This window comes from Streptomyces oceani (assembly GCF_001751245.1).
Taxonomy (GTDB): domain Bacteria; phylum Actinomycetota; class Actinomycetes; order Streptomycetales; family Streptomycetaceae; genus Streptomyces; species Streptomyces oceani.
The window spans coordinates 45,905-63,396 of sequence record NZ_LJGU01000113.1 but is presented as its reverse complement, the minus strand read 5'-3'; the positions used below and the strand labels follow the sequence as shown (position 1 = coordinate 63,396).

Genomic DNA, 17,492 nt, shown 5'->3' with positions numbered 1-17,492 from the left:
CCCATTTCCATGAAGACGCTGACGCGCCGTATGGTCATCGGTACGGCCGCGATCTCGATGTCCCTGGCCCTCGCCGCCTGTGGTGAGGCCGGCGGCGGCAGTGAGGACGAGGGCGGTGGCGACAACAAGACCATCGGCCTGCTGCTGCCGGAGAACAAGACCACTCGTTACGAGACCTTCGACGAGCCGCTGATGCGGAAGAAGATCAACGAACTCTGTGACGAGTGCGAGGTCAAGTACAGCAACGCCTCGCAGGACACCCAGAAGCAGAAGAAGCAGTTCGACGCCCTGATCACCCAGGGCGTCGAGGTGATCATCCTGGACGCGGTGGACGCCACCGCCACCAGGTCGTGGGTGGACCGGGCGGCCGAGCGGGGCGTCAAGGTGGTCGCGTACGACCGGCTGGCCGAGGGCGACGTCTCCGCCTACGTCTCGTACGACAACGAGAAGATCGGCGAACTCCAGGGCAAGGCCATGGTCGAGGCCCTGGGTGAGGAGGCCGGCGACTCCCGGGTCGTCATGATCAACGGTTCGCCGACCGACCCGAACGCCGCGCTGTACAAGAAGGGCGCGCACTCGGTGTTGGACGAGAAGGTCAAGAAGATCGTCTACGAGCAGGACATCCCCGACTGGTCGCCGGACCAGGCGAACAAGAAGATGTCGGCCGCGATCACCTCGCTGGGCAAGGACGGCTTCGACGGGGTGTACGCCGCGAACGACGGCATGGCCGGCGGCGTCGCCACGGCACTGAAGGGCGCTGGGATCAAGGACCTGCCGCTGGGCGGCCAGGACGCCGAACTCGCCGGCCTGCAGCGGATCGTGAGCGGCACCCAGAGCTACACGATCTACAAGGCGATCAAGCCCGAGGCGTACACCACCGCCGAGATCGCGGTGGCCTTGTTGAACGGCAAGGACATTGACGAGTTCACTCCCGGCTCGATCGACAGTGAGAGCAAGAAGGACATCCCGGCCAAGCTCTTCGAGGCCAAGGTCGTGACCAAGAACAACATCAAGGAAACGGTCATCAAGGACAAGGTCTACAAGACCAGTGAGATCTGCACGAAGGCCTACGCGAAGGCGTGCGCCGAGGCGGGCCTGAAGTGACCTCCGACCACCCCGCGCCGCACGCGCCTCCCATAGCACCGGCGCGGCGCGGGGTGGTCGACGCCGGCGCACCGTGCCACCCACGGTGCGCCGCCACCCCCTGAGCCCAACGGCGCCGGAGCCGCCCGTGTCTCGTACGTACGGCGACTCCGGCTCCCGCACAGATCGGAGTTGGCCCCGTGCCGAACGAACCCGTGCTGGCGTTGCGCGGCATCTCCAAACGCTTCGGCGCCGTCCAGGCCCTCACCGAGGTGGACCTGGAGATCCGACCCGGCGAGGTGCTCGCTCTCGTCGGTGACAACGGCGCCGGCAAGTCCACCCTCGTCAAGACCGTCGCGGGGGTGCACACCATCGACGAGGGCACCATCGAACGGCATGGCGCCCCGGTGCAGATCCATCGGCCACACGACGCGCAGAGCCTGGGAATCGCCACCGTCTACCAGGACCTCGCGCTGTGCGACAACCTCGACGTGGTCGCCAACCTCTTCCTCGGTAACGAGCTGCGCAGCGCCGCGATCCTGGACGAGGTCGGGATGGAGAAGCGCGCGCAGGAGCTGCTGGACACCCTGTCGATCCGCATCCCCAGCGTGCGCGTCCCGGTCGCCTCGCTCTCCGGTGGTCAGCGTCAGGTGGTGGCGATCGCCCGCGCCCTCATCGGCGAGCCGCAGGTGGTCATCCTGGACGAGCCCACCGCGGCACTGGGGGTCGAGCAGACCGCCCAGGTGCTCGACCTGATCGAGCGGCTACGCGAGCGGGGCCTCGGAGTCCTGCTGATCAGCCACAACATGGCGGACGTACAGGCCGTGGCGGACCGCGTGGCGGTGCTTCGGCTGGGCCGGAACAACGGCGTCTTCCCGGTGCGGGAGACCTCACACGAAGAGATCATCGCCGCGATCACAGGTGCCTCGGACAACGCGGTCACCCGTCGCCAGGCTCGTACGACGGAGAAGAACCCATGAGCGATCTCAAGGACACGGCATCCGGGACGGCATCGGAGCCGGACGGTCCGGGCGGCACTGACGGCACCAGCGGCACTGACGGCGCCAGCGGCACTGACGGCGCCAGCGGCACTGACGGGCCCGTATCGCCGACCGGCGCCGTCGACCCCAGGTTGCTGGTGCGTCAGGAGGGCCTGAAGGGCTTCCTGCACGAGTTCACCCGCCGGGTGCGGGGTGGTGAACTCGGCTCACTGCCGGTCATCGTCGGCCTGATCGTCATCGCCATCACCTTCCAGTCCCTGAACGACAGCTTCCTGTCGGCCAGCAGCCTGAGTGACATCGCCGTGTACACGGCGGGGCTCGGCATCATGGCCGTCGGCATCGTGTTCGTGCTGTTGCTCGGGGAGATCGACCTGTCGGTCGGCTCGGTGGCCGGCGCCAGCGCGGCACTCTGGGCGATGCTCAGCGTCACGCACGGCATGAACGACTGGTTGGCCGTGCTCATGGCGATCACCGCCGGTGGCGTGATGGGGCTCATACACGGCTTCTTCTTCGCCGGCGTGGGAGTGCCCGCGTTCGTGGTGACCCTGGCCGGCTTCCTGGGTTGGAGCGGCGTACAGCTCTGGCTGATGAGCGGCGAGGGCACCATCAACACCCCGCTGGACAGTGTCGTGGCTGACCTGACCGGCTACTACTTCTCCGACAAGGCGGCGGCTTACGCCGTCGCCACGGTGGCCGTGCTGGGGTATGTCGGCTCACTGCTGCTGGACGCGAAGCGGCGCCGCGCGGCCCGGCTGCCGTACCGCCCGAACAGCGAGATCGCCCTCCGGGCCACCGCCGTCGCCGTCCTCGCGTACGCCGTCGCCTACGTGCTCAACGAGCCCGCCGGCGCACGGGGGCTGCCGCTCGCGCTGGTGATCTTCCTGGTGATCCTGGTGAGCGCGGACTTCGTGGCCCGGCGTACGACCTACGGGCGGCAGGTCTTCGCGGTCGGCGGCAACGCGGAGGCGGCTCGCCGGGCCGGCATCAACGTGGAGAAGATCCGGATCACCGTCTTCGGGATCGCCGGGATGCTGGCCGCGGTCGGTGGCTTGTTCATCGCCAGCCAGTCCGGCGGCGCGAACAAGGGACTGGGCGGAGACAACACGCTGATGAACGTGATCGCCGCCGCGGTCATCGGCGGCACCAGCCTGTTCGGCGGGCGCGGCAAGATCTGGTCGGCGCTGCTCGGCGCGCTCGTGATCACCTCCATCCAACAGGGTCTGAACCTACAGGGGATGGAGAGCGACGTGCAGTTCATGATCACCGGAGCGGTGCTGCTCGCCGCTGTCGTGATCGACTCCGTGTCGCGCCGGACCCAGAAGACGGCCGGCAGAACCTAGGCGTCCTCGCCCCGGCAGCCCTCGTACGATTCCGGCCCCGGCCGCCGCGATCCGGCCAGTTCGGACACGCCGCGGCCGGGGCGTACGGCGTGCCCTCCCAGACGGTGCCGTTCGGAAGAGCCAGACGGCACGTCCTCACCCGTACGGGCGTGCCCCGCGCCGGCCTCCGAGCCGCGCGACCCGCCTCCCCGGACGTCCGGTGAGCGAACCCGGGCGCTCGGAGGTACGGCCGAGCGAACGGATCCGCGAGTGGAACATTAGACTTTCCCGCGATCGGCACAGCTCGACAGCACGAGGAGGCACGGGTGGCGCTGCTGACCGCTATCACGGGACCGCGCGATCTCGATGGGCTCAGCCCGGAGCAGTTGGAGCAGCTGGCCGGGGAGGTGCGGGAGTTCCTGGTCGACTCCGTGGCCAAGACCGGGGGACACCTGGGGCCGAACCTGGGCGTCGTGGAACTCACGATCGCGCTGCATCGCGTGTTCGAATCTCCGCGGGACAAGGTGCTCTTCGACACCGGGCACCAGTCGTACGTGCACAAGCTGCTCACCGGCCGCCAGGACTTCTCGCGGCTGCGGGCCAAGGGCGGGCTGTCCGGCTATCCGTCCAGGGCGGAGTCCGAGCACGACGTCATCGAGAACTCACACGCCTCCACGGTCCTCGGCTGGGCGGACGGCATCGCCAAGGCCAACGAGGTGCGGCGCACGGGCGACCATGTCGTCGCCGTCATCGGGGACGGCGCGTTGACCGGCGGCATGGCCTGGGAAGCGCTGAACAACATCGCCGCCGCCAAGGACCGCCCGCTGGTCATCGTCGTCAACGACAACGAGCGTTCGTACGCCCCCACCATCGGCGGTCTCGCCGACCACCTGGCGACCCTGCGTACCACCGACGGCTACGAACGCTTCCTCGCCCGCGGCAAGGAGGTGCTCAACCGCACCCCCATGGTCGGCAAGCCGTTGTACGAGACGCTGCACGGCGCGAAGAAGGGCCTGAAGGACCTGGTCGCCCCGCAGGGCATGTTCGAGGACCTGGGCCTGAAGTACGTCGGCCCGATCGACGGACACGACCTGGAGGCGCTGGAGTTCGCCCTGCAACGGGCCAAGCGGTTCGGCGGGCCGGTGATCGTGCACTGCATCACCGAGAAGGGTCGCGGCTACCAGCCGGCACTGGAGGACGAGGCGGACCGTTTCCACGGGATCGGCGTCATCCACCCGGACACCGGGCTGCCCGTGAAGTCCTCCGGAGCCGACTGGACTTCGGTGTTCGGCGAGGAGATGGTCGAACTCGGTCGGGAGCGGGAGGACGTCGTCGCGCTGACCGCCGCGATGATGCGTCCCACCGGCCTGCACAAGTTCGCCGAGAAGTTCCCCGACAGGGTGTACGACGTGGGCATCGCCGAGCAGCACGCCGCGACCTCCGCCGCCGGACTGGCCACCGGCGGCCTGCACCCGGTGTTCGCGGTCTACGCGACCTTCCTCAACCGTGCCTTCGACCAGGTGCTCATGGACGTGGCGCTGCACCGCTGCGGCGTCACCTTCGTGCTCGACCGGGCGGGTGTCACCGGCTCCGACGGGGCCTCGCACAATGGCATGTGGGACATGTCCGTGCTGCAGTGCGTGCCCGGGCTGCGCCTCGCCGCGCCGCGCGACGCCGACCAGCTGCGCGCGCAGCTGCGCGAGGCCGTCGCCGTGGACGACGCGCCCACCGTGGTGCGTTACTCGAAGGGCGCGGTCGGCCCCGCGGTGCCGGCGGTGCGTCGGATCGGCGGGATGGACGTGCTGCGCGAGGCCGGGGACGACGACAGGCCGGACGTGCTGCTGGTGTCCGTGGGGGCGCTGGCACCGATGTGCCTGGATGTCGCCCAACTCCTGGAGAAGCAGGGCATCTCGACGACGGTGGTCGACCCGCGCTGGGTGAAGCCGGTCGACCCGGAGCTGCCCTCGCTGGCCGGGATCCACCGGGTGGTGGTGACGGTGGAGGACAACAGCCGGGCCGGCGGGGTGGGTTCGGCCGTGGCGCAGGCGCTGCGCGACGCCGAGGTCGACGTGCCGCTGCGGGACTTCGGCATTCCCCCGCGCTTCCTGGACCACGCCTCGAGGGGCGAGGTGCTCGGCGAGATCGGCCTCACCGCACCGGACATCGCCCGCCAGGTCACCGGCCTGGTGGCACGGCTGGACGGCCAGCTGGAGACCGCCGCCGCCGAGGTCGCCCACGACTGAGCCGGTGCGGCGGTGCCCGTACGTGCGACCGCACGCCAGCGCCGTACGCCACCGTCCTTACGCTGCGGGTGTCCGCTGACGGGCATACGAGAGGGGGTGCGCCACGATCGCCGTGGCGCACCCCTGCTCCGTGCCGCGTCGGTCAGGCCGGCACGCTGGCCACACCGGGCTCCAGGAACCGCTGGCCGGTGACCCGCTCGCTGACGCCCTCCCGGTCCAGGTACGGCGTGATGCCGCCCAGGTGGAACGGCCAACCGGCGCCGGCGATCAGGCACAGGTCGATGTCCTGGGCCTCCGCGACCACGCCGTCGTCCAGCATGAGGCGGATCTCCTGCGCGATGGCGTCCAGCGCCCGATCCCGTACCTGCTCCTCGGTCAGCACGGTGTCGCCGGTCTGGAACAGCTCCGCGACCTCGGGGTCGAGTTCCGGGCTGCCGGAGTCGTGCACGTAGAAGGTGCGCTTGCCGGCCGCCACGATCCGGCCCAGGTTCTCCGACTGGCCGAACCGGTCGGGGAAGGCGCCGTGCAGCGTGCCCGCGACATGGTGCGCCACCGCCGGACCGACCAGCTCCAGCAGCATGATCGGCGACATCGGCAGCCCGAGCGGCGCGAGCGCGCGGTCCGCGACCTCGACCGGCGTGCCCTCGTCGATGGTGCCCAGCACCTCGCCCAGGAAGCGCGTCAGCACCCGGTTGACGACGAACGCCGGGGCGTCCTTCACCAGCACCGCGGTCTTCTTCAGCGACTTGGCGACCGAGAAGGCGGTGGCCAGCGACGCGTCGTCGGTGCGCTCGCCGCGTACGATCTCCAGCAGCGGCAGGATGGCCACTGGGTTGAAGAAGTGGAATCCGACGACCCGCTCCGGGTGCTTCAGCTTGGCGGCCATCTCGGAGATCGACAGCGACGAGGTGTTGGTCGCCAGGATCGCGTGCTCCGGCACCGCGGCCTCGACCTCGGCGAACACCTGCTGCTTGACGCTCATCTCCTCGAACACGGCCTCGATGACGAAGTCCGCGTCCGCGAAGGCGGCCGACTTGTCCAGCGAACCGGTCACCAGCGCCTTGAGCCGGTTGGACTGGTCCTGGTTCAGCCGCCCCTTCAGCAGCAGCTTGTCGATCTCCTCGTGGACGTACCCCACGCCCTTGTCGACCCGCTCCTGGTCGATGTCGGTGAGCACCACCGGCACCTGGAGCCTGCGCGCGAACAGCAGCGCCAACTGGCTGGCCATCAGGCCGGCGCCCACGATCCCGACCTTCGTCACCGGCCGCGCCAGCGACTTGTCCGGCGCGCCCGCCGGCCGTTTGGCACGCCGCTGCACCAGGTCGAAGGCGTAGAGGCCGCTGCGCAGCTCACCCGTCATGATCAGGTCGGCCAGCGCCTGGTCCTCGGCGTCGAAACCGGCACGCAGGTCACCGCTCTTCGCCGCCGAGATGATGTCCAGCGCGCGGTACGCCGCCGGGGCCGCGCCGTGCACCTTGCTGTCGGCGATCTCCCTGCCGCGCTGGACGGCCTGGTCCCAAGCCTCGTCCCGGTTGAGTTCCGGACGTACGACCTCCGTGGCGCCGCTGACCACCGAGGCGGTCCACCTCAGCGACTCCTCGAGGAAGTCGGCCCCCTCGAAGATCGCGTCGGCGATGCCCAGCTCGTGCACCTGACGGCCCTTTAGCTGCTTGTTCTGGTTCAGCGAGTTCTCAATGATGACGCTGACCGCCCGGTCGGCGCCGATGAGGTTCGGCAGCAGCGCGCAGCCGCCCCAGCCGGGCACCAGGCCGAGGAACACCTCCGGCAACGAGAAGGCCGGCAGCGCCGCGCTGACCGTACGGTACGTGCAGTGCAGCCCGACCTCGACGCCGCCGCCCATCGCCGCGCCGTTGTAGTAGGCGAAGCTGGGCACCGCCAGCGAGCCGAGCCGCTTGAAGACGGCGTGCCCGCCCTGGCCGATGGCCAGCGCGTCCTCCCGGTTCCGCAGCAGCTCGACGCCCTTGAGGTCGGCGCCCACCGCGAAGACGAACGGCTTGCCGGTGATGCCCACGGCCACGATCTCGCCGGCCGCGGCCTCCGTCTCCACCTGGTTGATCGCGGCGTCCAGCTCGGCCAGCGACTGCGGGCCGAAGGTGCTCGGCTTCTTGTGGTCGTGCCCGTTGTCGAGCGTGATCAGGGCGAACCGGCCCGCCCCGGCCGGCAGATCCAGATGGCGTACGTGCGCGTGCGTGACGACCTCGTCAGGGAACAGCGTGGCCGCGCCCTTCAGCAGTTCGGCGGTGTTACTCACTTGCCCTCCCAGTGCGGGTTCTCCCAGATGACGGTCCCGCCCATGCCGAAGCCGACGCACATCGTCGTCAGGCCGTAGCGGACGTGCGGCTGCTCCTCGAACTGCCGGGCCAACTGCGTCATCAAACGCACCCCGGAGGAGGCCAGCGGGTGGCCGAAGGCGATCGCGCCGCCGTACTGGTTGACGCGCGGGTCGTCGTCGGCGATGCCGTAGTGGTCGAGCAGGGCGAGGACCTGCACCGCGAACGCCTCGTTGATCTCGAACAGGCCGATGTCCTCGATGCTGAGGCCGGTCCGGCGCAGGGCCTTCTCGGTGGCCGGCACCGGCCCGACGCCCATGACTTCCGGCTCCACTCCGGCGAAGGCGTATCCGACCAGGCGCATCTTCGCCGGCAGCCCCAGCTGACGGGCGGTGTCCTCGGCGGCCAGCAGGGAAGCGGTGGCGCCGTCGTTGAGGCCGGCGGCGTTGCCCGGGGTGACGCGGCCGTGCGCGCGGAAGGGCGTCTTCAGGCCGGCCAGGTTCTCCAGCGTGGTGCCGGGACGCATCGGCTCATCCTCGGTGGCCAGGCCCCAACCGACCTCTCCGGCCTCGGAGTTGGTGCGGCGTACCGAGATCGGCACCAGGTCCGACTGGATACGGCCGTCGGCGTACGCCTTCGCGGCCTTCTCCTGGCTGCGTACGGCGAACTCGTCGGCACGCTGCCTGGTCAGGTGCGGGAACCGGTCGTGCAGGTTCTCCGCCGTCATGCCCATGAACAGCGCGGACTCGTCGACCAGCTTCTCCGAGACGAACCGCGGATTGGGGTCGACGCCCTCGCCCATCGGGTGCCGGCCCATGTGCTCCACGCCACCGGCCACCACGAGGTCGTACGCGCCGAAGGCGAGCGAGCCGGCGGTGGTGGTGACGGCGGTCATCGCGCCGGCGCACATGCGGTCGATGGAGTAGCCGGGCACCGACTTCGGAAGCCCGGCCAGGATGCCCGCGGTGCGCCCCAGGGTCAGTCCCTGATCGCCGATCTGGGTGGTCGCGGCGACCGCGACCTCGTCGATCTGCTCGGGCGGCAGATCCGGATTCCGGCGCAGCAGTTCCCGGATGCACTTGACGATCAGGTCGTCGGCGCGGGTCTCGTGATAGATGCCCTTGGGGCCCGCCTTGCCGAACGGGGTTCGGACGCCGTCGACAAAGACGACGTCCCTAGTGGTACGAGGCACGTTGGCTCTCCTCCAGGGTGCGGTGGTGACGCCGTACGGCGCGCTTCCCGGGGTACATGCTACTTGCCGGTAACACGTGGGCAAGGGCGGCCCGGGTGCGGCCTTCGCTCGTGGAGGGTGGCGCGCGGGTGAACCAGCCGATCAGTCCGCTGGCGCGGTCGCCGCCAGCGCGGTCACCAGCAGGTCGACGGTCTGCTCGAGCTGCCACTCGCGGGCGCCGTACCCACGCAGCGCGCTGGTCACCGTCTCCCGGGAGATCTCCGTCGGCGGTTCCCAGCACAGTCGCCGTACGGTGTCCGGTGTGAGGAGGTTCTCCTGCGGGAGGTTGAGTTCCCCTGCCCGGGCGGTGACGGCGGCGCGCGCCGCGCTGAGCCGGGCGGCCGCGGCGGGCTCCTTGTCCGCCCAGGACCGTGGCGGCGGCGGGCCGCCGGGGGGCTGACCGAGCTGCGGAAGCTCCTCCTCGGGCAGCGCGCGCGCCCGATCGATCGCCGCCTGCCACTGTTCCCGCTGGCGGCGGCTCATCCGATGCCCGAACCCGGACAGTGCCGCCAGGCCCTGGACGTCCGAGGGCTGGTTCAGGGCGGCGGCGATGATCGCGGCGTCGCCGAGCACCCTGCCGGGCGAGGCGTCACGCCGGCGCGCCAGCTCGTCACGCGCGGTCCACAGCTCCCGTACGATCGCCAACTGGCGCCGGCGGCGCACCTTGTGCATCCCGGAGGTGCGCCGCCAGGGGTCCTTCCGCGGAGCCGGTGGCGGGGCCGCCACGATGGCGGCGAACTCCTGGAGCGCCCAGTCCAGCTTGCCCTGCCGGCGCAGCTCCTCGGCCAGCGCGTCGCGCAGGTCGACCAGCAGCTCCACGTCCAGCGCGGCGTACCGTAGCCAGGGTTCGGGCAGCGGGCGGGTGGACCAGTCGACGGCCGAATGGCCCTTCTCCAGGGCGTACCCGAGGACGTTCTCCACGATGGCGCCCAGACCGACGCGCGCGAAGCCGGCCAGCCGGCCGGCCAGCTCGGTGTCGAAGACCACGCGCGGGGCCATGCCTATCTCGCGGAGGCACGGCAGGTCCTGGCTGGCGGCGTGCAGCACCCACTCCGTACTCTCCAGCGCCACGCCGAGGGACGTGAGGTCCGGGCAGCTGACCGGGTCGATGAGGGCGCTTCCCGCCCCTGCCCGGCGCAGCTGGATGAGATACGCCTGCTGCCCGTAGCGGTATCCGGAGGCGCGCTCCGCGTCCACCGCGACCGGGCCGCTGCCGGCGGCGAACTCAGCGGTGACTCGGGCGAGTTCCTCCGCTGTGGTGATCACCGGGGGGACGCCCTCGCGAGGTTCCAACAACGGGATCGGCGCCGTCGAGTCGGGGTCCTCGGTGCGGGGCTGAGTTGCGGCCGCTGGTGCGGTCTCCTGGGCGTCGGTCACCGATCCAGGGTAGCGGTGTGTGCGTACCGCGAAGCGCCCGTCGGCGGTTGCGTCTCGCTGACGGGCGCTGACGGGCGCTGACGGGCGCTGACGGGCGCTTGCGGGCGCATGTGGACCGGTTGGCTGTCCGGTCGGGCGGGTTGTCACGGAGTGGGGTTGGTGCTGGGGCAGCGGCGTGCCCTGTGACGGTGCGTTGGTGCGGCCGTGCGACGGACGGCCTCACGGTGTCGCGACGGTGCGGGCGTGCGGTTCTGCTGCTGTGCTGCCGCGCGATGGGGGTGTCAGTGGATGATGCTGGTGCGGAGGGCGACCGCGACCATGCCTGCCCGGTCGCCGGTGCCGAGCTTGCGGGCGATCCGCGCGAGATGGGACTTGACCGTCAGGGCGGACAGTCCCATGGAGACGCCGATCGCCTTGTTCGACTGGCCCTCCGCCACCAGTCGCAGCACCTCGACCTCCCGTCCGGACAGCTCCCGGTGGCTGCCGGGGTGGCCGGGTCCGCCGGGGCCGCCGCCCGGACGGCGGTGCAGCCGGGCGGCGCCGATGGACGCGGCGCCGTGCCGGGTGGGCAGGCCGCCACCGATGCTGGTGCGGGTGCCGGTGACGACGTATCCCTTGACGCCGCCGGCAAGGGCGTTGCGGACCGCGCCGACGTCGTCCCCGGCGGACAGCGCCAGGCCGTTCGGCCAGCCCGCGTTACGGGTCTCGGAGAGCAGAGTGAGGCCGGATCCGTCGGGCAGGTGGACGTCGGCCACGCAGATGTCACGTGGCTTACCGATTCGGGGACGGGCCTCCGCGATGGACGACGCCTCGATCACGTCCCGTACGCCGAGTCCCCAGAGGTGCCGGGTCACGGTGGAACGGACTCGGGGGTCGGCGACGACGACCATGGCGGTCGGCTTGTTCGGGCGGTAGGCGACCAGGCTTGTGGGGTGCTCGAGGAGAACGGACACCGGGCCTCCTGGGCAGTGGCTGGGACGGTGCCGGCTCGTGGACACGCAGCTGCGGATCAACGATCGAGCCGGGACGTTCCCTGGTGGAAGGGTCACCACGTGCTTCGGCAGCTGGCATCTCAGGCTTTAGAGAATGATCACGAATCAGTGATAACAAATGGTGCAATTCGGACAGTCGCTCGACGGTGTTCGTCGCCCCGCCCGCTGCCTCACCGGCACGTTTCACCCACGTCGCGGCCCTCGGCGCTGCGGCAGCGGCACGACCGGCCCACCGTCGGAGTGCTGGGGCAGGCCCGCGCACTGGCACAACACGTCGCACCAGACGGTGAGATGAGCGGCCACGTCCGGGATGACGCCCGCCTCCGGCTCCAACGGACTCCAGCTGGCCCGGAGTTCGAGTTCACTCTGGGTCCCGCGGCCGGCCAGCTCCCCGAAGAAGTACGAACCGGAACGCGTCACCGTGCCGCTCGGCGCCCCGTAACGCACCGAGCCGGCCTCCAGCGCCCCCGTCAGCCAGGACCAGGTGACCTCCGGCAACAGCGGATCGACCGCCAGTTCCGCCTCCAGCTCCGTGCGCGCCAGGGTGACCACCCGGAAGGTGCCCTGCCAGCCCTCCTGCCCGGCCGGATCGTGGAGCAGCACGAAGCGTCCGTCCGCCAGCTCGGTGTCCATGTCGTCGGTCTCGGCCTCCGTCCCCGTTCCCGCTCCTGCCCCTGCCTCCGGGTCCCGTACGCTCGCCTCGAGCGCGTACGCGTACGGCGCCAGCCGCTTCGGCGCGGGCAGCTCGGCGAGCCGCAACTCCGGCCGGTGGGTCACCTCCCCGAGCGCCGTGACGGCCCGGCGGAACACCGCCAGGTGCGCGTCCGTACCGTCCCGGGTGCCGTCGGAGCCCCCCGCCTCGTGTGTCCCAGCCGCTGCCATGCGCCGAGGGTAGGCGTACGGCGGGGGCGCGTCCGGTAGGAACACGAGTCACGGTCGCTTCGTATCCCATGCGAGACTTCGGGATGTGACTGCGAACCAGCCGCCCGCGGGCCCACCCCTCGCCACCCGGAACTCCCCCTTCCTGCAGGCGTGTCGACGCCAGCCGGTGCCGCACACCCCGGTGTGGTTCATGCGGCAGGCCGGGCGCTCGCTCCCGGAGTACCGCAAGGCGCGGGAGGGCACCGGCATGCTGGAGGCGTGCACGCGTCCGGACCTGGTCACCGAGATCACCCTGCAGCCGGTACGTCGGCACGGCGTGGACGCGGCCATCTACTTCAGCGACATCGTGGTGCCGCTCAAGGCGATCGGCGTCGAACTGGACATCAAGCCCGGTGTCGGACCGGTCGTCGAGCGGCCGTTCCGCAGCCGGGCCGACCTGGAGCGGCTGCGTCCGCTGGAGCCGGACGACGTGGCGTACGTCACCGAGGCCGTCGGTGCGCTCACCGAGGAGCTGGGCGGGACTCCGCTGATCGGCTTCGCCGGCGCGCCCTTCACGCTGGCCAGCTATCTCGTCGAGGGCGGGCCCTCACGCAACCACGAGCACACCAAGGCGCTGATGTACGGCGACCCGCAGCTGTGGGCCGACCTGCTGGACCGGCTTGCCGACATCACCGCCGCCTTCCTGCGGGTGCAGGCCGAGGCCGGCGCCTCCGCGGTGCAGCTCTTCGACTCCTGGGCCGGCGCCCTGCGCCCGTACGACTACCGCCACTCCGTGTTGCCCGCCTCCACCAAGGTCTTCGAGGCGGTCGCGGAGTACGGCATCCCGCGTATCCACTTCGGGGTGGGCACCGGCGAACTGCTCGGCCTGATGGGGCAGGTGGGGGCCGACGTGGTCGGGGCGGACTGGCGGGTGTCGCTGGACGAGGCGGCCCGCCGGGTCGGTCCGGGGAAGGCCGTACAGGGCAACCTCGACCCGGCGGTGCTGTTCGCGCCGCCGGAGGCCGTCGAGGAACAGGCGGAGAGCGTGCTGCGGGCGGCGGACGGACTGCCTGGGCACATCTTCAACCTGGGGCACGGTGTCCTGCCGGACACCGACCCGGACTCGCTGACCCGGCTGACCGCGTACGTGCACGAGCGCACCGCGCGCTGACCACTCCGTAGTGCGCGGCGACCGATGGCTCCCCGCGCCGTACGGATCTCCACGGGTTCGCGAACTCGCGGGCGCTGGCGGCGTCGATGGTCCACGGCGGCAGCCGCCGGCCCTGACGGTGTTCGGGTGGGTCAGGGCCGGCTGCTGAACGCCAGCTTGACGCCCAGCCCGACCATGACCGCGCCGGAGGCGCCGCCGATGAAGGAGAGCCGACGCGGGGAGTGCCCCAGCCAGCCGCGCACCGTGCCGGCCAGCACCCCCCAGGCGGCGTCCGAGATCAGCGCGATGATCACGCAGATCAGGCCGAGCGCGAGCAGCTGAACGGGAACGCTGCCGCTGTCGGGACTCACGAACTGCGGCAGCACGGCGGTGAAGATAAGGAAACCCTTGGGGTTACTGACCCCGACGATGAAGCCCTCGCGCAGGATCTGCGCGGATGACCGCGTCGTCCGCTCCTGCTCCGGGGTGACGGCCAGTTCCTTGCGATGCCGCCACGCGTGCACGCCCAGATGGACGAGGTACAGCGCGCCGGCGAACTTCAGCACGGAGAAGACGAGCGCGGACCGCTCGACGATGCCGCCGAGCCCCACGGCCACCAGCAGCACCTGGACCAGCATCCCGGCTTCGTTGCCCACCGCGGTGGACACCGCCGCCCGCCGTCCCAGGGCCACCCCACGGCTCACGACGAACAGCACACTCGGACCCGGTACGACGATCAAGGCGGCGACAACGACGACAAAGGCGGCTAACTGGTCCCATCCCATCATGCGCGGAGCGTACTTCCGACCGCGTGACACCGGGAGCGCTTTTGCGCCACCTCAGCCGGCGGCGTCATGACCGGTGGTCCAGGCGGGAGAGGTCGCTCCCGAGCGCCTCCTTCGTAGGTCAGGGCTTCGTGCGCGCGGTACTAGGGTGAGGGTATGCAGGTGATCGTGATCGGCGGCGGTATCGCCGGACTCGCCGCGGCCCACCGGCTGCTGGGCCAGGGCCACTTCGTGACGCTGCTGGAGTCCACGGCGCGACTCGGCGGCAAGCTGCGGGTGGGCGACATCGCCGGGCACCTGGCCGTCGACCTGGGTGCCGAGGCGATGCTCGCCCGGCGTCCCGAGGCCGTCGGGCTCGCGCACGCCGTGGGACTCGGGGGGGATCTGCGCTCCCCGACCGGCGCCGGGTCCGCGATCTGGACCCGCGGCGCGCTCCAGCCCATGCCCAAGGGCCACCTCATGGGCGTACCGGCTGACCCGGACACCCTGACGGGGATCGTCTCCCGGGAGGGTCGGGAACGGATGGCGCGGGACGCGTCGTTGCCCGCCACCGAGGTCGGCGAGGACACCGCGATCGGCGAGTACGTCGCACGGCGGCTGGGCCGCGAGGTGGTGGACCGGCTGGTCGAGCCGCTGCTCGGCGGGGTCTACGCGGGCGACGCCTACCAACTCTCGATGCGCGCGACCGTGCCGCAGTTGTACGAGGCGGCGCGCGCGGAGCGTTCCCTGCTGACCGGCGTACGCGCCGCCCTGGAGCGGCAGTCCGCCGCCAGGGAGGCCGGCACGGCCGCCACCGGCCCGGTCTTCCAGGGCATCGAGGGCGGGATCGGGCGACTGCCCCAGGCGGTCGCCGAAGCCTGCCGGTCCGCTGGCGGCACGTTGCGTACGGGCGTGACCGTACGAGCCGTGCACCGGCTGCCGGCGGACGGCGGGGAGGTCGGGGCGGCGCGCCAGGCGGAGACCAGCGAGGCGGCGGTCGGCGGCTGGCGGGTGGTGACCGAGACGGGGGAGACGCTGGACGCGGACGCCGTGATCGTGGCGGCACCGGCTCCCGCGGCGGCGAGAGTGCTCCGGCCCGTCGCGCCCGGGGCGGCGACCGAGTTGACGGCGGTGGACTACGCCTCGATGGCGCTGGTCACGATGGCCTTCCGGCGCGCGGAGTGCGAGTCCGTGCCGGAGGGCAGCGGCTTCCTCGTCCCGCCGGTGGACGGGCGGGTGATCAAGGCCGCGACGTTCTCCGCCAACAAGTGGGCGTGGACCGGGGCGCAGGACCCGGAACTGTTCGTGCTGCGCGCCTCCATCGGGCGGTACGGCCAGGCGGAGCGGTTGGAGCGTCCGGACGCGGAGCTGGTGGCCGCCGCGCGCGGGGACCTCCGCGCCGCCGTCGGCATCTCGGCCCAGCCGGTGGCCACGGTGGTCAGCCGCTGGGAGGGCGGCCTGCCGCAGTATCCGGTGGGCCACCAGGACCGCGTCGCGCGGGTACGCCGCGCGCTCGGGGCGCTGCCCGGGCTCGCGGTGTGCGGCGCGGCGTACGACGGGGTCGGTATCCCGGCCTGCGTCGGGAGCGCCGACGCGGCGGTGGCGGAGGTCACCCGCACGTCAGCGGACCGTACGTCGACGACCCGGCCGCCGGGCAGCGGAGCGAGCGCGGGAGAATAGACGCATGACTGTCGAACCGGAGAAGACCTCCAACGCGGGCAAGAAGGCCAAGGACCTCAACGACACTCTCCGCTACACCCTGTGGTCCGTCTTCCGGCTGCGCGAGCAGCTTCCGGAGGATCGCGGTGGCTACGCGGACGAGGTGACCGAGCTGTACGCGCAGCTCGCGGCGAAGGACGTGGTGGTCCGCGGCACGTACGACGTCTCCGGGCTGCGCGCCGACGCGGACGTGATGATCTGGTGGCACGCGGAGACGTCGGACGCGCTGCAGGAGGCGTACAACCGGTTCCGTCGCACCAAGCTGGGCCGCGCCCTGGACCCGGTCTGGTCGAACATGGCGCTGCACCGGCCCGCGGAGTTCAACAAGTCGCACATCCCGGCCTTCCTCGCCGACGAGGAGCCGCGGGAGTACGTCAGTGTCTACCCGTTCGTGCGCTCGTACGACTGGTATCTGCTGCCGGACGAGGACCGGCGCCGCATGCTCGCGGACCACGGCAAGATGGCCCGCGGCTTCCCGGACGTACGGGCCAACACCGTGCCGGCCTTCTCGCTGGGCGACTACGAGTGGATTCTCGCCTTCGAGGCCGACGAACTGCACCGGATCGTCGACCTGATGCGGCACCTGCGCGCCTCCGAGGCCCGTCTGCACGTGCGCGAGGAGGTGCCGTTCTACACCGGGCGCCGCAAGCCCGTCGCCGAACTGGTGGCAGAGCTGGCCTGAGCGCGCCCGCCGGCGTGAGCGCGCCCGCCGGCGAGGAATCGGAGTTCGCACGGGTCCGGTGGGGCGCCCGTCGACTACGGTGTGGCGGCATGGAATTGCGTGCGGTCGGCCGGCGGTACGGCGGCCCGGGCAGCCCGTGGGTGCTGCGCGAGGTCGACGCCGCGCTGCCGGAAGCCACCGTCCTCCGGGTGACCGGCGACAACGGCAGCGGCAAGTCCACGCTGCTGCGCCTGCTGGCCGGCATCGACGCCCCCTCCCGAGGGCGCGTCACCGAGGTGCCGCGCCCTGTCGGTTACGTACCGGAACGCTTCCCCGTGGCACTGCCCTTCGGGCCGCTGGGCTATCTGACCCACCAGGCGCGCATCCGCGGCATGCGGCGGCGCGCGGCGGCCCGTACGGCGCGGGAGTGGCTGGAGCGGTTCGGCGCCGCGGGCCACACCCACACCCCGATGGCCGAGCTGTCCAAGGGCACCAGTCAGAAGGTCGCGGTCGCCCAGGCGTTGCTGGTCCGGCCGCGGCTGCTGGTCCTGGACGAGGCGTGGACGGGTCTCGACCCGGCGGCCCGGGAGGAGCTCGACCGGGTCGTGGCCGAGACCGTCGCCGCCGGCGGCACCGTCGTCTACGTCGACCACCAAGCGGAGCGGCTGGCCGATTCCGTGGGCCAGAGCTGGCGGGTGGCGGACGGCCGACTCCACGTCGAGTCGACCGGCACGGACGGCCCGGACGGCGGACCCGCCGGCCCGCGGGTCCAGGTCACCGTCTCCGGCCCGCCGGGGGCC

The 17,492-nt window shown here is 71.4% G+C and carries 14 protein-coding genes; 8 read left to right on the top strand and 6 right to left on the bottom strand.

What is annotated here, in order from left to right:
• Nucleotides 1-9 precede the first annotated feature (9 nt).
• The 4 genes from AN216_RS06130 to dxs all read left to right on the top strand — a co-directional run bounded on the left by AN216_RS06130 (nucleotide 10) and on the right by dxs (nucleotide 5,646).
• Nucleotides 10-1,104, top strand: a complete 1,095-nt coding sequence (locus AN216_RS06130; protein WP_070195572.1) for a sugar ABC transporter substrate-binding protein — start codon at nucleotides 10-12, stop codon at nucleotides 1,102-1,104.
• A 179-nt stretch (nucleotides 1,105-1,283) separates the two neighbouring features.
• On the top strand, nucleotides 1,284-2,063 hold the full coding sequence (locus tag AN216_RS06125) for an ATP-binding cassette domain-containing protein (RefSeq protein WP_070195571.1): 780 nt from the start codon (nucleotides 1,284-1,286) through the stop codon (nucleotides 2,061-2,063).
• Nucleotides 2,060-3,424 carry a sugar ABC transporter permease gene (locus tag AN216_RS06120; protein WP_079166317.1) on the top strand — a complete coding sequence of 455 codons (1,365 nt, stop codon included), beginning with the start codon at nucleotides 2,060-2,062 and terminating at the stop codon, nucleotides 3,422-3,424. Before AN216_RS06125 ends, AN216_RS06120 begins: the two co-directional genes overlap by 4 nt.
• Nucleotides 3,425-3,729: 305 nt before the next feature.
• A complete protein-coding gene (gene dxs / locus AN216_RS06115) occupies nucleotides 3,730-5,646 on the top strand; it encodes a 1-deoxy-D-xylulose-5-phosphate synthase (RefSeq protein WP_070195570.1) in 1,917 nt (638 codons plus the stop codon).
• 142 nt (nucleotides 5,647-5,788) lie between these two features.
• Here the strand turns inward: dxs and AN216_RS06110 are convergent, their stop codons facing one another.
• The 5 genes from AN216_RS06110 to AN216_RS06090 all read right to left on the bottom strand — a co-directional run bounded on the left by AN216_RS06110 (nucleotide 5,789) and on the right by AN216_RS06090 (nucleotide 12,419).
• Nucleotides 5,789-7,918 (bottom strand): 3-hydroxyacyl-CoA dehydrogenase NAD-binding domain-containing protein, encoded by a 2,130-nt coding sequence (locus AN216_RS06110; protein WP_070195569.1) that lies wholly within the window; start codon nucleotides 7,916-7,918, stop codon nucleotides 5,789-5,791.
• Nucleotides 7,915-9,129: a thiolase family protein gene (locus AN216_RS06105; RefSeq protein ID WP_070195568.1), complete on the bottom strand. Its 1,215-nt coding sequence runs from the start codon at nucleotides 9,127-9,129 to the stop codon at nucleotides 7,915-7,917. The genes AN216_RS06110 and AN216_RS06105 overlap by 4 nt, the downstream gene beginning before the upstream one ends.
• Nucleotides 9,130-9,270: 141 nt before the next feature.
• Entirely contained in the window at nucleotides 9,271-10,545 is a 1,275-nt protein-coding gene (locus AN216_RS06100; protein WP_070195567.1) for an HRDC domain-containing protein, read from the bottom strand.
• A gap of 281 nt (nucleotides 10,546-10,826) precedes the next feature.
• Entirely contained in the window at nucleotides 10,827-11,498 is a 672-nt protein-coding gene (locus tag AN216_RS06095) for a helix-turn-helix transcriptional regulator (RefSeq protein WP_070195566.1), read from the bottom strand.
• A gap of 222 nt (nucleotides 11,499-11,720) precedes the next feature.
• A complete protein-coding gene (locus AN216_RS06090; protein WP_070195565.1) occupies nucleotides 11,721-12,419 on the bottom strand; it encodes a DUF3000 domain-containing protein in 699 nt (232 codons plus the stop codon).
• Nucleotides 12,420-12,504: 85 nt separating this feature from the next.
• Here AN216_RS06090 and hemE point away from each other — a divergent pair, with 85 nt between their 5' ends.
• A complete protein-coding gene (hemE, locus tag AN216_RS06085; RefSeq protein WP_070195564.1) occupies nucleotides 12,505-13,569 on the top strand; it encodes a uroporphyrinogen decarboxylase in 1,065 nt (354 codons plus the stop codon).
• 131 nt (nucleotides 13,570-13,700) lie between these two features.
• On the opposite strand, the gene AN216_RS06080 is transcribed toward hemE, so the two are convergent.
• Entirely contained in the window at nucleotides 13,701-14,336 is a 636-nt protein-coding gene (locus tag AN216_RS06080) for a LysE family translocator (protein ID WP_070195563.1), read from the bottom strand.
• A 153-nt stretch (nucleotides 14,337-14,489) separates the two neighbouring features.
• On the opposite strand from AN216_RS06080, the gene hemG reads away from it, so the two are divergent.
• The 3 genes from hemG to AN216_RS06065 all read left to right on the top strand — a co-directional run.
• On the top strand, nucleotides 14,490-15,992 hold the full coding sequence (gene hemG / locus AN216_RS06075) for a protoporphyrinogen oxidase (RefSeq protein ID WP_070195562.1): 1,503 nt from the start codon (nucleotides 14,490-14,492) through the stop codon (nucleotides 15,990-15,992).
• A gap of 4 nt (nucleotides 15,993-15,996) precedes the next feature.
• On the top strand, nucleotides 15,997-16,713 hold the full coding sequence (hemQ, locus tag AN216_RS06070; RefSeq protein WP_070195561.1) for a hydrogen peroxide-dependent heme synthase: 717 nt from the start codon (nucleotides 15,997-15,999) through the stop codon (nucleotides 16,711-16,713).
• An 89-nt stretch (nucleotides 16,714-16,802) separates the two neighbouring features.
• Nucleotides 16,803-17,492: ABC transporter ATP-binding protein (locus AN216_RS06065; protein ID WP_070195560.1), on the top strand; the 690-nt coding region annotated here is incomplete at its 3' end.

Excerpts from the sequence above, each read along its gene's own strand:
- AN216_RS06130 (WP_070195572.1), top strand. The coding sequence starts at position 10 with ATGAAGACGCTGACGCGCCGTATGGTCATCGGTACGGCCGCGATCTCG.
- AN216_RS06090 (WP_070195565.1), bottom strand. The coding sequence starts at position 12,419 with ATGGCAGCGGCTGGGACACACGAGGCGGGGGGCTCCGACGGCACCCGG.
- AN216_RS06080 (WP_070195563.1), bottom strand. The coding sequence starts at position 14,336 with ATGATGGGATGGGACCAGTTAGCCGCCTTTGTCGTCGTTGTCGCCGCC.
- hemQ (WP_070195561.1), top strand. The coding sequence starts at position 15,997 with ATGACTGTCGAACCGGAGAAGACCTCCAACGCGGGCAAGAAGGCCAAG.
- hemG (WP_070195562.1), top strand. The coding sequence starts at position 14,490 with ATGCAGGTGATCGTGATCGGCGGCGGTATCGCCGGACTCGCCGCGGCC.
- AN216_RS06120 (WP_079166317.1), top strand. The coding sequence starts at position 2,060 with ATGAGCGATCTCAAGGACACGGCATCCGGGACGGCATCGGAGCCGGAC.